General features: G+C 41.3%; 6 protein-coding genes. 3 read left to right on the forward strand and 3 right to left on the reverse strand.

Annotation, left to right across the window (positions count from 1 at the left end; all coding sequences use genetic code 11):
• Nucleotides 1-317: 317 nt before the first annotated feature.
• On the forward strand, nt 318-3,944 hold the full coding sequence (locus tag J8M01_RS07425; RefSeq protein ID WP_211057559.1) for an amino acid adenylation domain-containing protein: 3,627 nt from the start codon (nt 318-320) through the stop codon (nt 3,942-3,944).
• 654 nt (nt 3,945-4,598) lie between these two features.
• Here the strand turns inward: J8M01_RS07425 and J8M01_RS07430 are convergent.
• Nucleotides 4,599-5,102, reverse strand: coding sequence for a hypothetical protein (locus tag J8M01_RS07430; protein WP_192509515.1), 504 nt, complete (start codon nt 5,100-5,102; stop codon nt 4,599-4,601).
• Nucleotides 5,103-5,776: 674 nt separating this feature from the next.
• On the opposite strand from J8M01_RS07430, the gene J8M01_RS07435 reads away from it, so the two are divergent.
• The gene (locus J8M01_RS07435) at nt 5,777-6,478 is read left to right on the forward strand and encodes a hypothetical protein (RefSeq protein ID WP_210998018.1); all 702 of its coding nucleotides are present in this window, start codon (nt 5,777-5,779) and stop codon (nt 6,476-6,478) included.
• Between the two features lie 74 nt (nt 6,479-6,552).
• Here the strand turns inward: J8M01_RS07435 and J8M01_RS07440 are convergent, their stop codons facing one another.
• A complete protein-coding gene (locus tag J8M01_RS07440) occupies nt 6,553-7,677 on the reverse strand; it encodes an FAD-dependent monooxygenase (protein ID WP_211057560.1) in 1,125 nt (374 codons plus the stop codon).
• A gap of 245 nt (nt 7,678-7,922) precedes the next feature.
• The gene (locus tag J8M01_RS07445; RefSeq protein ID WP_192509518.1) at nt 7,923-8,456 is read right to left on the reverse strand and encodes a methylated-DNA--[protein]-cysteine S-methyltransferase; all 534 of its coding nucleotides are present in this window, start codon (nt 8,454-8,456) and stop codon (nt 7,923-7,925) included.
• Between the two features lie 703 nt (nt 8,457-9,159).
• Between J8M01_RS07445 and J8M01_RS07450 the strand changes: the two genes are divergently transcribed.
• Entirely contained in the window at nt 9,160-17,406 is an 8,247-nt protein-coding gene (locus J8M01_RS07450) for an ExeM/NucH family extracellular endonuclease (RefSeq protein WP_211057561.1), read from the forward strand.
• The last annotated feature ends 62 nt before the right edge of the window (nt 17,407-17,468 follow it).

Here is a 17,468-nt window from a genome sequence, read left to right on the forward strand (position 1 = left end):
GAGTCATTGGTAACTGATTCTAACGATCGTTACTTTTATTGTTAACAAATATGCAGGTATTTGTTTTTTTTGTTCCTAGTATTATACATGCGAAAATGGACATAAATATAGTGTAAAAATATCAATAAAGTTATTTTATATTTAATTCATACTTAACTAGTTTGAGTTTTAACCAATGTTGCCTCCTCACCCGTTTTATTATAACGGAATATTAAAGCAACTCTTAAACTAAAAAGTCAAAGCTTGCATAGCTATGCGAAATAATATGGCATGATTAATTTGTTCAATATAGCCAACAATAACAATAAGGAAAGTTCATGGAATTTGAAGTAGCAAGAGATACATCAAAAGCGTTGTGTGATATGCCACAGAAAACATTTTTACCCAGTGGAACCATTATTAGCTTGATTGCTGAGCAGGCGAAGCTTACACCAGAAAAAGTGGTGATCATAGAAGGTGATTTGTCGGTAAGTTATGAGCAGCTGCTAGCACGCTCAGATGCTTTTGCAGCGGCGCTAGCTGAACGAGGCGTGAAGTCGGGTTCCTTGGTCGGGGTATGTATGAGTCGCTCATGGGATCTAATTGCTACTTTATTGGGGGTTTTAAGGGCGGGGTGTGCTTATGTGCCCCTTGACCCAGCATACCCACAAGAACGAGTCCATTATATGTTGTCACATTCCAAAGCATCAGCAGCCATTGTTGAAAATGAGCATATGGCGCACCTATGCCAGATAGCACGGGAAGTCATTCATGTTGATACGATTAAAAATCAAGCCATTGATAATGTTCCGGGTCCAGAACCTACTGATTTAGCGTATGTGATCTATACCTCGGGGTCTACGGGGAAACCAAAAGGGGTTGCGGTTGAGCATCGCAATGTGGTGGCGATGAGTCATGCCATGGCAGAGCTGTTTAGCTCTGAGGAGTTATCTGGGGTATTGGCTGCCGCTTCGGTGTGCTTTGATACATCGGTGATGGAAATCTTCGGTACGTTGTCACTTGGTGGCACTATTCTGATGGCAGATAACGCATTGGCTCTACCTAAACTTCCTTATGCAGATAAAGTAAAAATGTGCGTTATGGTACCTTCATCGATGCAAACATTATTGGGCACCGATACGCTTCCCGATAGTATTCGGTGTGTGGTGTTTGGAGGTGAAGCTTTGAAAGCGCCGCTAGTAAATCAAATTCATAACTTGGCATTTAAACCAAGGGTTATGAATGCGTATGGTCCGACCGAGGACACTGTTTTTTCTACAATTAATGAAATTACTGAAGACACTACTCGTATTACAATTGGTCGCTCTGTCGTAAATTCAAGGGCATATATTCTAAATGATGCAATGCAGTGTACAGCGATTGGTGAACCCGGTGAATTATATTTAGCTGGTAGTAAACTCACTCGGGGTTATCTCAATGATGAGAATATGACAACGTCACGTTTTGTCACTCTGACGCCGACTGACCTGATACCTGAAACTCGCTTATATAAAACGGGAGATTTATGTCAGTGGAGTGAAAATGCAGAGATAGAGTTTTTAGGCCGTATTGATCAACAGGTTAAAATACGAGGTTTCAGGATAGAGCTAGGGGAAGTAGAGTCAGTACTTGAATCGATGAGTGAGATAGATGTAGCAGCGGCGGCTGCGCTTGATAGTGGGACTGGTCAGCAAATTTTAGTGGCTTATGTGGTAAACCAAAAAGGTAGCGTAACGAGTAAGGCTGTGAAGGCGTTTTTGTCAGAGCGATTGCCAAAATATATGGTGCCTCAGTTTATTATGCAGATGAGTGCGTTACCTTTTTTACCAAATGATAAGTTAGATCGTAAAAGCCTCCCAGATCTTAATACTGTGCGCTTAGCAGCTCAGCATGAAGCAAGCGGTCAAGTGAGTAATAAACCGCAAGTGGGCTATGAGTACAGTTCAGTGTTATTAACGATTCAAACTGAAGTAGCGAGTTTGCTTAATATAGCAGAACCAGAGCAAGTGCTTTGCGACCTACCATTTGATAGTTTTGGTGTTGACTCACTAAGCTCGCTAGAGTTACTCAGTCGATTACGAGCGGAATTAGAATATAAGTTACCACAGAACAGCCTTGTTCTATACTCGACCCCTCGTGCTTTAACACACTTTTTTCTAGACCGAATGAATCAAAGTGTAAGTCAAGCATCCTCTGAATCTAGTTTAATGACAGATCATAACAATCCGAAACTTGAAACACTCTCCGGATTTCAGACGCTATTGCAATCTAGTCACCCGACTTTTCAATCAGCGAGCGCCCCATCTTGGAGTATCGCCGATAAAAGTGTATTGGTAGAGCAAGTCACTGACATGGTCAATAATAATCAACGTAACCCATATGGAAAAGTGCTCCGTACGGGGAGCTCTGCAACGGGGGTTATTGGTGATTCATATAATAAAGAACAAGATAGGAAGGCTATTATATGGTCAACGAATTTATACTTCGGTTTAAACCGCGATCCAAAAGTAATCAATGAAGCCGTTCTTGCATTAGAACGCTTTGGTACTGGCATGGGGATTTCAGCCGCCGCGACTGGCATGACAGACCAACATGTTGAATTTGAAAATGAGTTTGCAGAGCTTGTGGGTAAGCCTAGCGCATGCCTATTTCCGACAGGGTATACCGCTAACTTAGGGGCTATTTCGGGTATATTAGGAAAAAATGATACGGTCGTTATTGACCAGCTTTGTCATGCCTCTATTGTGGATGGTGCGCGCTTAAGTGGCGCTAAAATTAGAACATTTCAGCACAATAGCGCGAGTGACTTGGCGTCGGTGCTCGCCTCTGAAACATCACCTTATCATACAACTTTAGTGGTGTTAGAAAGTGTCTATAGTATGGGTGAAGGGACAGCGCCAGTTGCAGAGATAGTTCGAATCGCAAAACAATATGGTGCGTTGACTTTAGTGGATGAAGCGCACTCTTTTGGCTTCTATGGTCACTCTGGAGCAGGTGTTTGCTCACAGCAAGGTGCAACGGATGATGTTGATTTTATTATGACAACGCTGAGTAAAGCACTGGGAAGTATTGGTGGGGTAATAGCTGCGAGTAAAAAGCACATTGCACTGCTGAAGTCATCTTCACGGGCGTATATTTTTCAAGCGTCAATTAGCCCCGCTGATATTGCAGCTGCTCTGGCTTCTTTAAGATACTTACGTACTGATGATAGTTTGCGTGAACAATTATGGGACCGAACGCGTTATATGCGTAAGCGCTTTACAGAGGCTGGGTATGATTTAGGCACTGGCGATGGTCCAATAGTGACCCCTCACTTTGGTGATAAAGATAAGCTCTATGCGATCGTGCAAGGGCTATATGAGCGCGGTATTCAAACGCTGGCGGTCACGTATCCGATTGTTGAAATGGGGCGAGGACGATTAAGGTTTATTTGTTCAGCAGCACACACACATGCCGATATTGACCGCACACTTGAGGCACTTATTGAGACAGAGCAAGAGGTGAATCGAGCTTTTGCGGCATCAGAAGATGCATTAATAGCAGCGTGTGAAAGTAATTTAGACCCTCAATCTATGAGTACAAATGTTCAAAACTGGATAAATGATTTTTCAGCTTATTTGAAGCTTGTTTGTAAAGCATCAATAGAAACTGCACCTGAGTTGGTGTTATCGATAGTTGCTCATGAAAGTCAGGCTCCAATCTCGATTATGCTTAGAGGCGGTAAAATAATCTTAGAAACAGAGTATTCTGTTGATTTGCCGTATTGTACTGTGTCTATTGCAGATCCTCAGATGATAAAAGGTTTATGTGAAACTAATGTGCAAGCCTTGCTAAATAGCATTTGTAATGGTGCATGCGTTGTAAAGGGGCAAACGGAAGTCTTTATTTGGTTTATAGCGCGTTTGTGTGAGTATCAGCAGTATTGTTTTGGAAAGCCATCTCAAAGTAGTGAGGTTAGTAACTAAGTTGATTCTATTTGATATTGATATTTTTATAAAAAAGCATAGATTAGTGTTGCATTGTGTTTGTTAAATAAAGTCAAATAATAACTCTAAATAATGTTGGTGCGGGAGCGCACCAAATAACAGGTGTAAAAGTGGAACTTGAAGCTTAATAGGGGCTTTATATTGAGGTTGGTTAGGCTAATGGATTTGAAAAAAGCACACTGAGAAGTATTTTTCATATGTTAATTGTTCTCTATTTTTGATGGGGGGTGTAAGGCATTTTTTACATTAATTAGTATAAGTTGTGCTTTAATATGGTTTTAAATAAAGGGGTTTTTAATTGTTTTCAGGTTTGTGTTTTTTAACCGCCCCCCACACACAAGCATCATACACACTCCTTATTTGTTTTGTTTGATATGTTTTTTAATTGGTTTTTTAGACAATAAATTAAACTAGGGTTGCATGGTTTTCTGTGAGTATGTGAATTTTAGATAGCCAGATCAATGTGATGGGAATAATAGGTTTAAGTTGTTTTTATAGATTTTATTTATTTTCTATAGATTTCAGTCGTGTTAAAAAGCGCGATACAGCGCTTTTTATACTCACTATTTATTTGATTTTTTATGGAATAAAATAATTAATGTTTATATTGTGATAAAAAATCAGATATTAACCTTAATCTAAGGCTTCAGAAATATAGATAAACATATCGAAACTAGGCTTCACTCCATGCGCTTCATCACCATAGCTTTGAGCGCTTACTTTTAGCTCTTTACACCGACCGAATGTATTTAATGTGCGAGTTAGTTGCGCTGAGGTGGTTCTCCATTGATTCATATTTAGATAGTTGTTGGTTCCATAATCTCCACAACGAACAGTAAAATCAAATCGTCCAGTTCCTGAGTGTGCAAAGACATCGAACGTTAATCGTCTTTGTGCATCAAATTGGGGATCGTACTCCGCATCAGCCACGACAGGTATTGTGATATTGTATTCATAGAATAACCCGCATGGTGATGTTGGAAAAATACATTCGTGCGCTACATCGGATTCTCTACTAAAGTCAGTATCTGTTAAAACATATTTAGTTCCACCGATAAATATTGGATCGGGTGCGGCATACAGTGAAGATGAAATTGAACACAATAATGAACCAAAAAACACAATGCTTTTCTTCATATTAACTCCGTTTATTAATGTTATTTGTTTATTGTATAAAATATACATGTCGTGTATTTCATTAATATTACATAGATGTGTTAAGTATCATTTTCTTAGAGTTGATTGTTTTTAATAGCTAAGAGGTGGCTGTACTGAGTTATAGGAGGGTAAGCTCATTTTAAGTTGCAATATCTCCCATGAAAATATTATATGAATTTTGTTGTTTTTCGATTGCTACTTAATCTCGCACTTAGGTTTGAACGATGATTTTAATGTATTGCATCTTCTCAAGTTATTACTGAGTTATACCCCGTACATAAAAAGTCTTACATATAAGCAATCTTGCCTTTATTTATTAAAGCAGCTTGAAAAACTTAAGTGTTAATTTCTAAGTTGTTTGGAAAAGTAAAAATACTTGGTACTTACTTATATTTATAAAAGTGATAATACAGCTGAATAAAAAGCAGCTTAATAAAAAGCGTAGCAAAGCGTGTTAAAGGCTGTAGATTTACGGACAAAGGAAGTGTACGGTATTGTTGTGAATTACAGTGTTATCAACTAAAAATGTAGATCAGAATCATGTGAAATTAAGCGTTACGATAATGCTCGTTTAGCCCTGTAATGCCCTGTAATTCAGTTGGTAGCTAATTTATGTAATAATCCACCTATTATAAACATAATAAAATTTCACTATGGAACGTCGCACTTTCTTAAGAACAACCTCAGCACTATGCTCAGCTGGTTTATTTGGCCTTTCTATGCATGCTAATGCTAATGAAAAGACTATTTCAGGGGATGATAAAACAGAACGTATGTCTATCGCGAAGTTAAGAGACCTTAACATCGCTTTTCCTACAATGATTGCTGTAACCCCAACTGGTGAAACCATAGAAGTGCAGCGCAAACCGCGGATCATTCGTCGGTATGCACAACATATTTATGTTTACTTTGAGCAATCGAAAGAAATAAGTGTATTTTCTTTGGCGGGTGAACGTACAGGCAAACTTCCTTTAACAGACAATCTGCAGGCAATAAAAGATTTTGCAATTGATACACAGCTGCAATCACTGTACGTTATTGAATATGGCCATCACCAAATTACAGTGCTCGACTTTTATGGGCAAAAGGTGGGGAATATTGGTGAGTTCGGTATTGAGTTATTACAGGATTTAAATGGGCCAAAAAGTATCACCGTCGATGAGCGTGGTAAGGTGCATGTTTTAACGGGTAACGACAATATTATTAGAGTGTATTCAGCCAATGGCGCATATGTTTCGTCATACAATCATATTCGTCGTAGCAGCAGTAAACTCAGGCAGTTAGATGGATGTAAGATGATCACTGGAGTGGGCGGCAAGTTCAATGATAGTGTGACCGTGTTATCCGGTTATTAACCTGTAAAATGTATAAGCACCGCCTTTTTATTTTAAGCGGTGCATGATTGATGGGGTCTAGGAGTTTACTTAGGTCACTCATCTGCCAGCAGTTTTCTCCAACCAACCACATTTGCAGGCCCTTTACGGCGCAAGATAAAGTTTCTGACTAAACGGCCTATAAAGCTTTCCCCAAGCCCTGCAAGTTTAATTATCTTATTTGATTCATTGACTGTCCAAGCTATTCTGGCACCGCGTGCTTTTTCGTAATTAGACAGAGCTTGTGGCAAATTATCTAAGTGATTGATCACTTGGTCAGCCAAGCAATTAACATCTTCCAGTGACATACCGGCACCTTGTTGTAAACTGGGCGGGCAGCCATGTAATGCATCCCCTATTAAAACGACACCTTGAAACACCGAGTCAGTTTTCATGACACTTTTTAGCTCTCCACGAATAATGTGTTCATTAGATGGCATGGTATTCAAGCAGTGCAAGACCGGCGCGGTATAGTTTGCAAAAAGGCTGTATAACGCTTCTTTCGTTGGCATGTCGTAATAGGTTTTTGCTGTGTCAGTTACATGCGCATAGCAGTACACCTCATCCTTACTGATTGGGTAAATCATGAATAACGTGGTATTACCGACATAATACACGGGCTGAAAGTTGTCGGATGGTGCCGATGCAATAAAGCGCCAATTAGTGACCTTATGCTTTAATAAAGACGTGTCAGGCTGCACCATTTGCCTAACCTGAGAGTTTATGCCGTCGGCAGCTACTACAAGGTCGTAGGTTTTTGAGGGCCCGTGATTCAATGTGACGAATACACCATTTTCAGTTTGTTGAATATCTGTTGGCCAAGTATGAAGTTGAATCTTATCAGCGATACCGGCCCTTAATATACGCATTAACTCATCACGTTTTAATGCGACAAAAGGGCCCTTGCTTAATGGCGCTTCCATGAGCGATGCTTTGGCCAATGTCTCGCCATCCGCTAAGGCATACTCAATGGAATTTACTTGATGGGCGCATTTGATAATTGTGTCTGACATACCTAATTTATCAAGCTCTATCATAGCGTTAGCAGGTAAACAAATTGCGGCGCCTTCATTGGTTAATACGGTCGATTTTTCGATAATATCAACATCAATAGTATGTGACTTTAAGCGGTGGAATAATGCGCATCCAGCAATTCCAGCGCCAACGATGAGTACCCGCATAGTGTTTGACCTTAATTTAGAGTGTTCTTTGCATTATATTATTTATTTTACAACGACATACTAACAGGAGTGTAGTGAAAAATATGATTTCTTATACTTGATGATAAGTTGGGGTTGTCGTAATGGGTTGTGATAGCACCATAACCAGGAAGCAATGGCACGTGTGCTAGCAACAACGTTTTTGTTACGTGCCATATATGCAAAATACAGAGAAAAAAGTGCGAATGGTGCTCAGTGACGTTCAATTATTTTAAGTACTGTGTTTTTGATTGGCGCTTTGTAATCACATTTTTTATATCTAACTGTGTGTTCTCTCGCGAGTCTTTAACATTTATGCCTTCATGTTTTAACAGCCATAACTTTCGTTCGATACCACCGGCATAACCAGTAAGCGCACCATTACTAGCAACAACACGATGGCAAGGCACGATGATACTGATCGGGTTTCTGCCATTAGCACCACCGACAGCTTGTGCGCCTTTTGGGCGATCCACTTGTTTGGCAATATCTAAATAGGAGCGAGTTTCGCCAAATGGAATTGCGCCAAGAGAGGCCCATACCTGCTGTTGAAATGCCGTGCCGATGGGGTCAAGTGGTACGGTAAAGGCATTGCGCATACCGCTAAAGTACTCTGTGAGCTGCTGTATACTTGTTTGTGTTATATGGTTTTTATTCTTAGGTTTAATTTCATCCCCACAAAATATGACATGTCTTAGCCCAAGGTTTGATGATGCACATTCAATCATACCTAGGGGGGAATTAACGTAATCGATGAACATAAATGTATCTCCTAACAGATATAATATATGCGTTGCTTAAAGTGCTTTTGTTGGCTTATGTATATCGTGGTTAACATCATACTGGTTTTTGGAAGAAATACTGGCTGGAACTAGAACTAATTAGGAAAAATTGAAAGTGGGTGTGTGCAAGTGGGAAAATAATCACAGGGAGTATGTATTTGGGTAAAGCCTATTGAAGTTTTGTCTGATTTTCACTCTAAATGTAAATGAATGTGAAAATTAAACCGTTCCATGGTGTATGTAATTTGTTTCTGGTGTTTATTTTTTGTGTTAATTTTGTTTTTTTTAATTGTTATTGATTTGTCTTTAATAGGTACTTAATCTTGGTTTTTCGTGCTGTGTTAATTTTTGTATTTTAAATCAATTGTTTGCGGTGGTTTGGTCGTAAGTTTTTTAACTCAACGTTCTGTGTTTTGTTAACAGACTTGGGTTGTTTTTGTTGCTAAAAATAACTGAGTAATTAATTTAATTTTAATAATAATTTCATAATAGATTATTATATTCCCAGCCCATTTGTCAGATGGGCTTTTTTGTATAAAAAGTAGGCTAAAAGTCTCGGTTTAAATAATTTTAACAAAACCAAAGAGATAACACACACGGGAATATTATGTTTAACTACACACGGGCTCGCGGGCGACTGCGACATTTAAGGCGCTATATTATAGCGGGAGTTTGTTCCAGCATGACGGCAGGTCACGCTGCTGCCAATGTTATTTTCACTGAATATGTGGAGGGAGGCGGTAGTAATAAAGCGATAGAAATTACTAACGTTGGTACATCTAGTATTGATTTGAGTAAAGTGTCAATTGCGTTAACAACCAACGGTAAAGCGTTTGCTGATGTAACGCCAATTACCCTAACTGGTACTTTGGCAGCAGGAAGCAGTCATGTATTAACCAATGGGGGTGCCGTCGATGCTTTAAAAGCACTAAGTAATGCGACGAGCAATGCAACCAGCTTCAATGGTGATGATGCCTTAACTTTATTGTTAGATGGCAAAATTGTAGATAGTTTTGGTCAAGTTGGTACCGATCCGGGTAAAAACTGGGGGAGTGGTGACACAAGTACCAAGGATAGAACCTTGCGCCGTAAGGGCAGTATACTCGTTGGTGATTTGATATCTGATGATGCGTTTAACCCAGCTAATGAGTGGGTTGGCTTTGCCAAAGACACCTTTGATGGGCTCGGTTGTTCTGGCGTTGCTGCATGTGGTGGTGATGGCAATATACCATCGAAAATCAGCGGTATAGCAAAAACAATCATCAATGCAGATAGTCGTTATGATTTTACGCCAAATGTCACTAATCTCGATAATGATACGCTGACATTTAGTATTGAAAACAAGCCAAAATGGGCTGATTTTGATACGAGTACAGGCAGGCTGTCAGGAGAGGTTAAGGCGGGCGATATTGGCAACTATAACAATATTGTCATCACCGTGAACGACGGCACTGCATCTGATGCACTTGCATCTTTTTCTATACTTGTTAGGCCAGCAGGGACAAATGATGTACCAAAAATTACAGGTACACCGTTGTCGTCTATTCAAGCGACTCGGTCATATAGCTTTACACCGAATGCCACGGATATTGAAAATGATACACTGGTATTTGCGATTGAGAACAAGCCTATTTGGGCCTCGTTCGATACGCAATCAGGTAAACTCACCGGTGCACCGAATGAGTCGCAAGTGGGCGTGTACGCTGATATTGTCATCTCGGTTGCTGATGGTCACAATACCGCGCAAAGTCTTCCCGCATTTTCTATTTCAGTAACTGATAAGCCGGGCAGTAACTATGATTACAATCAATATTATGCGACTGCAATAGGTAAATCGGGCCCTGATCTTGAAGCGGCGCTCGCTTTGATTGCACGGCAAGGGCAAAAACAAATGACCTATACACAAGTATGGGATGCGCTTAAGTATACTGATGAAGACCCTGCAAATATCAATAATGTGATTTTGTTTTATACCGGTCGCAGTCAAGCCAAAAACACCAATGGTGGTGGTACAACTGACTGGAACCGAGAGCATAGTTGGCCAAAGTCACATGGTTTTCCAGAACAAAACCAATTTGGGTATACTGATATTCATCATTTACGCCCGACCAATGTGAAAGTCAATTCAGCCCGCAGTAATAAAGACTACGATGATGGCGGCGCGCCTGTCAGTAATGCGCCAGGTAACTTTACTGATGATGACTCTTTTGAGCCACGGGATGCCGTAAAGGGGGATGCTGCCAGAATGATGTTTTATATGGCGGTAAGGTATGATGGTACCGATGGCAATATGCCAGATCTAACGCTTGTAAATACCATTAGTGGCAGTAAATCTGCAACATTGGGGGTACTATGTAATTTAATGCAATGGCACCGTCAAGACCCTATTGATACGTTTGAGCGCGAACGCCATCAGCGTATTGTGGAACAACAAGGTAATCGTAACCCATTTGTAGATAATGCTGAATTTGCCGAAACATTGTTTGCGAAAACGTGCCCAACTTTAGGGAAAACGGCCCCGGTTATCAGTGGGTCGCCGACGCTTGAGATTGGTGCGGGTAGTGCGTATCAATTTACGCCATCAGCATCAGATGCAAACCGAGATACATTAATATTTTCAGTCACTAACAAACCAAAGTGGGCCAACTTTAATAGTGTAACAGGTACGTTGACCGGCACACCTGGAATAGCTGATATTGCGGCATACCAAAATATTCAAATCTCAGTGAGTGATGGTGCGTTAAGTGCAAACTTAGCTGCGTTTACCATTAATGTTGTTGATCCAAAGACCATTAAGCACCCTCCAACTATTTCGGGCATACCGAATACCGGCGTATTAATTAATCAAGTCTATCGCTTTCTTCCTACAGCAAATGATGTAGATGACGATACGTTAACGTTTAGTATTGTTAATAAACCAAGCTGGGCAACCTTCAATACAACGACAGGTGAGCTGACAGGTACACCGACAAAAAGTGATGAAGGCAACTATGGCGGGATTGTGATAAGTGTTACAGATGGCAATACAGCCGCGGTTGAACTTGGCGCTTTTGCAATTCTGGTGAGTAATGATACGCCAGCTACGAATGTAATTTTTACTGAATATATTGAAGGCAGTAGTAATAATAAAGCGATTGAAATCACAAACTTCACTGGTAGCACGCTTGATTTAAGCCGAGTTAAAATTGTACTAGCCGATAATGGCAAGCCTTTGTCAACAAGTGGCTTACGTACACAGAGCCTGTCAGGCTTGTTAGTTGATAAAGCAAGTCATGTGATTGTTAATAGTGGTGCGAATGATGAAATAAAAAGCCGCCAAAATAGCACGAGCACAGTGACTTATTTCAATGGTGATGACACTTTAGTCCTTATGGTGGATGATAAAATAACGGATGTTTTTGGTCAGTTGGGCACAGATCCAGGCAGCAGCTGGGGAACTGGTGATACCTCGACAAAAGATAGAACACTGCGGCGTAAAGTGGGTATTGTTGCAGGTGACGTTAACGGATCTGATGCGTTTGATCCGAGTGTCCAATGGCAAGGTTTTGAAAAAAATGTGGCTGATGGCTTAGGGTGTAGTGGGGTAGTTGCATGTAGTGGCAGTGGTACATCACCAATTGAACTTGGTCAATGTGGCGATAGGGCGACGCTGATAAGTGAAATTCAAGGTGCTAAGAGTACCAGTCCACTAGTTAATAAAGGTGTGATTGTTGAAGGCATTGTGGTGGCAAGTTACCAAGGTGCAGGTCAACATGGTGGCTTCTTTTTACAAGAAGAAGATAAGCAAAAAGACAAAAGTGACGCAACATCTGAAGGTATATTTGTCGCGCATACAGCCACGCAAGTGACTCCTGGGCAGCAGATCAGGTTTACGGCTAAAGTGGCGGAAAAATATGATCTCACTCAATTAGTCGAGGTAGGAAATATTACGACTTGTGCTACCAATGCGCTAGCGATGGTAACGCCTACGGCCGTAAATTTACCGTTTGCAGAAAATTTTGATCAAGAGTCTCTAGAAGGCATGTGGGTGACGTTACCCCAGAAGCTCCATGTTACTTTGAGCCATAATTTCACCAGATATGGAGAGGTATTATTATCTAAAGGCCTGCGGATACAACCGACGAATAAGTTCCCGAAAAATGACCCTAAGCGTCAAGCGCTTGCCGATTTAAACGCCCGAAATGTACTCTTAGTTGATGATGATTCTACACAACAAAATCCGGAAAGTATCAGTTATTATCCAGAGTTTAGTGCAGACAAACCGCTTCGTTCAGGGGCAAATGTAGCCGGTATCAGCGGTGTTATCCATTATGGGTTCGGAAAATATAAACTATTGCCGAACAGCGTACCAAAATTTGAAAATGTGAATGCACGACGCAGTAAACCGTTTGACCGTAAATCATCAGAGCATATTCGTGTCGCAAGTTTTAATGTTTTGAATTACTTCCTTGACTTTAAAGGTCGAGGTGCAAGTAATGAGAAAGAGTTTAAGCGCCAGCGAAGTAAGATTATTCGTGCTATTACAGCAATGGATGCCGATGTTGTCGGGTTAATGGAAATTGAAAACAGTGGGTATGGCAGCAACAGTGCAATTCAAAATCTGATTGACGGATTAAATGAGCGAGACAAACAACACACATGGCGTTTCATTAACCCTAAATTAGAAAAGGTTGGCTCTGATGCGGTAACCGTTGGGCTTATTTACCGAAGTGATAGAGTCCTTCCTGTTGGTATACCAGAGGTCGTAACAGATGCCCCTTTTGATGAACAAACCAAAGCACATCGCCCACCTATGATGCAAAGTTTCAAACCGCTTAACGGTGGCAAAGAAATCAAAGTAATTGTGAATCATTTCCGCTCTAAAGGAGGATCTTGTGGTGCTGACATGGACGATGATGTGCAAGGGGCGTGCAATGGTCAACGAGTGTTGGCATCAAAAACACTATTGAAACGGCTTGGAAAAGAGGTAAAACCTAGTACACCAGATGTTTCTATCGCTATGGCGCAACGATTGGCTATACAGACTGTTGATGAGCCAATATACGCAATCTTAGGGGACTTTAATGCATACGCATATGAAGACCCAATGATGGCATTTTATGATGCAGGTTTTGCTAATTTAAGTGTTGAGAAAGAAACAGGCAATAATTATTCATATTATTATGGTGGTATTGCAGGCAGTTTAGATCACTTATTAACTGCAAATACAACACTTAATAGTGTGGCACAAGTGATGCACTGGCATATCAATGCTGATGAAGCGACCGCCCTTGATTATAACACTGAAAATAAAACGGATGCCCAGCAAACAAAGTGGTTTGGTGAAACACCTTATCGCTCATCGGATCATGATCCTGTTATTGCAGACTTTGATTTAGCCGCGGTTGTGTTACCGGTAAATCAAGCACCGACAGCAAACGATGATAAAACATCTATAAAGCAAGGGGAAACGGCGAACGTTAATGTACTCGAAAATGATATAGACCCGGATTCGGATGTATTAAGAGTGACTTCGGCAACGCTTGTATCGGGTTCTGGCAGTGTGAGTTTCTCTGGGCCGGTTGTTTCATTTATCCCGATTGATAACTTTCTAGGTGAAGCCGTTATTAACTATATTATTGGTGATAGTAATGGCGCAATTTCAACGGCGACTCTAACAGTAACTGTTTTAGCAAAAAATGCACCGCCAGTTGCCAATGATGACAATGCAAGTACCTTAGAAGATCAGCATGTTATATTATCTGTTTTGGATAATGATCAGGACGAAGCGAAGGCGTTATTGCAAATTACCGGTGTCAATGTATTGTCAGGAAAAGGAGTCGCAACTCATTCAAAAACAGCAATTACCTTTACACCAGAAAATAATTTTAATGGTGAAGTACGACTTAGCTATGATGTACAGGATGTTGAAGGAGCCTCTGCGACGGGGAGTGTGACGATAAATGTTGCGGCGGTGAATGATGCGCCGATTGCCAAAGATGATATCGCCAGCACGTTTGAAGATCAAAACCTGATACTCGCGGTATTAAGTAATGATATTGATGAAGTTAAATCGTCACTAAAAATTACAGGAGCAAAGGTGTTATCAGGTCGAGGCGTTGTGACCTACTCTGAAGCAATGATTACCTTTACACCAGACAACAACTTCCATGGTGAAGTGCGACTTAGCTATGATGTACAGGATGTTGAAGGAGCCTCTGCGACGGGGAGTGTGACGATAAATGTTGTGGCTGTGAATGATGCACCAACTGCAAATGATGATATTGCAACAGCATCAGCACGTAAGGAAACTGAAATTGATGTATTGGCAAATGATGTTGATGTGGATGGAGATGCGCTAACGATTACTTCAGTAATCGCTGATACCGGTACTGTGCGTATTGAAGGCAGCAAGCTAATTTATCAAGCGAGCGCATTGAATACGGGATCCGCGACTATTCGTTATGATATTTCGGATGGGACCGAGTCAGCGTCTGCAAATGTTAAAGTGACTATTAGCACGCTCAATATAGCGCCGATTGCTCACAACGACGTGGCGACGCTTAATTTGGGCGAGCAGTCAATTTCTGTTTCTGTACTTGCTAATGATACCGATGCGGATGGTGATACGCTGACAATTGCAGAAGTGCGCACAGATGTGGGTACGGCTGTGATAGAGAATAACCACATCTTGTTTACAAAAACCGACTCGTTTAATGGTACCGCACAAGTAAGTTATGTTGTGTCTGATGGGTTTGGTGGTCAAGATAGCGCCATTTTGGAAATCACGCTAGTTCAGGACTTAACCCCAACAATTATAGTCCCTGCCCCCATGACAGTGAATGCTGTAGGGCAATTTACAGAAGTTGACACTGGGGTTGCAACTGCAGTTAACTCAAGCGGTGAGGCAATAGGAGTGCAGCGCCTCGATAGTCACTTTTTACGTTCAGGTGCAAATCAAATAAAATGGCAAGCATGTGACGCTGACAATGTCTGTTCTGAGGCGGTGCAACATGTGAATGTGAGGCCATTGTTGAGCTTTGCGTCACCAAGTCAGGTAACACTTGAGGGGACAAAGGCTGTGATCCCTGTGTTATTGAGTGGTACACATTTTGAGTATCCAGTCACGGTTAGCTACACATTGACAGGTACCGCTAACGAGGATGATTTTAATACAGTTGCGACTGAGGTCATTATTACTCAGGGCACGCAAGTTGATATTGAAATAGATGTATTACCAGACGAATTGGTTGATACTGATGAAACCATTGTTATTACACTCGATGCCGAGAATGCGAATCTAGGTGCGCAAATAGCACATACAATTTCAATTTCAGAGTCAAACCTTTCGCCTGTTGTGACTTTGAGTATGGTGCAAGCAACGCAATCGCGTACAGTGATGTCTCAGCAGGATGGTATTATTCGCGTTCAAGCACTTGTAAAAGATCAAAACCCTGACGATACCCATACTATTACTTGGAGTCTATCGGGTGGATTAGCGGGCGATACCTCTGTCCTTAATGAAGTCAGCATTGATCCTGCATCAGTTCAGCCAGGTACCTATCAAGTAGATGCGGTTGTAACGGATAATGGTGGATTGTCTGATACACAAAGTGTGTATTTTAAAGTTGTTGCTGCAGCGCCTGCACTTGATGCGTCGAAAGACTCTGATGGTGATATGATCAATGACGCGCTGGAAGGGTTTGCAGATGATGACCGAGATGGCATTCCTAATTATCTAGATCCGATTGATGCTCCGTGTCATGTTTTACCAACGAACACAAGTGACTGGCAAGCGGGTTTAATCGAAGTGGAAGCTGGAGTATGTATCTCTTTGGGAAGCGCCAGTCTTGGTAGCGCCAGTGCCGCGTTAACGGATGAGCAAATTCAAAATAGTCCACAAATATCCATTGATGAAACGATGGTTAATCATGGCGGAATTTTCGACTTTGTGGCAAATATTGCTTCTGGCATGCAGCAAGTTAAAATCGTGCTACCTTTACAGTCGGCTATTCCGGCCAATGCGCTATATCGAAAATTCTTACCTGAACAAGAGTGGGTTACCTTTGTATCAGAAGGGGGCAACGAGTTGCACTCGGCACCAGGTCAGCAAGGGTATTGTCCTGCAGTTAACGATGGCAATTGGCAGCCTGGGTTAGTTGAAGGGGCTTGGTGTGTGCGTTTAACTTTGGTTGATGGCGGTCAATATGATGCTGATGGTGTTGTTAATGGTAAAGTTGTCGACCCAGGAGGTGTTGGGGTTGTATTGAACAACAACGCTGCTCCTGTCGCTATAGATGATAAGGCTGAAGTAAAGGTTAACCAGCATACAAATATTATGGTACTGAGCAATGACACAGATATCGACAATGATGTATTAACTGTCATTAGTGCCAGTGCAAAACTTGGCACTGTTCATATTAATAGTGATTCAAGTCTTCAGTATCAAAGCGCACCTGATTTTATCGGCAATGATACAATTTCTTATACGGTAAGTGATGGACAAGGTGCGATTGCAAGTGCACAGGTGCTGGTAACCGTAATCGCTAAGACGCTTTCGCAGAATCATGCCCCGACGGCTGTGAACGATAGTATTACAGTGTTTAATGATGAAATTTCAACCATTGACGTACTGTTGAATGATACTGATGTGGATGGAGATCGGTTAGTGCTGCGCAGTGCTACGACGGGTACGGGCTATGTCTCTATTGTGGCCAATAAACTGCGCTATCAGCCCATTGCTGGTGGTGCGGGGCAAGTACTTATTAGTTACACTATTGCGGACTCCCATGGTGCGCAAAGTACAGGTAGTGTTGCTGTTTTGGTAAAAAGTAGACCAATTGAGTTACCTGAAACGGGGCAAGTAAAATCAACAGCCAGCAGCGGATCTATACCACTGCTAATTTTGATATTACTGTTTCCTGCATTATTACGACGAAGAACCAAGTAACATCGTAATATAGGCAATTGCATAAATGATAAAACCCTTGCTAGGTAACCCTAGCAAGGGTT

It is taken from the genome of Pseudoalteromonas sp. MMG005 (genome assembly GCF_018101015.1).
In the GTDB taxonomy this organism is placed as follows: domain Bacteria; phylum Pseudomonadota; class Gammaproteobacteria; order Enterobacterales; family Alteromonadaceae; genus Pseudoalteromonas; species Pseudoalteromonas aurantia.

Excerpts from the sequence above, each read along its gene's own strand:
- J8M01_RS07425 (WP_211057559.1), top strand. The coding sequence starts at position 318 with ATGGAATTTGAAGTAGCAAGAGATACATCAAAAGCGTTGTGTGATATG.
- J8M01_RS07430 (WP_192509515.1), bottom strand. The coding sequence starts at position 5,102 with ATGAAGAAAAGCATTGTGTTTTTTGGTTCATTATTGTGTTCAATTTCA.
- J8M01_RS07435 (WP_210998018.1), top strand. The coding sequence starts at position 5,777 with ATGGAACGTCGCACTTTCTTAAGAACAACCTCAGCACTATGCTCAGCT.
- J8M01_RS07440 (WP_211057560.1), bottom strand. The coding sequence starts at position 7,677 with ATGCGGGTACTCATCGTTGGCGCTGGAATTGCTGGATGCGCATTATTC.
- J8M01_RS07445 (WP_192509518.1), bottom strand. The coding sequence starts at position 8,456 with ATGTTCATCGATTACGTTAATTCCCCCCTAGGTATGATTGAATGTGCA.
- J8M01_RS07450 (WP_211057561.1), top strand. The coding sequence starts at position 9,160 with ATGACGGCAGGTCACGCTGCTGCCAATGTTATTTTCACTGAATATGTG.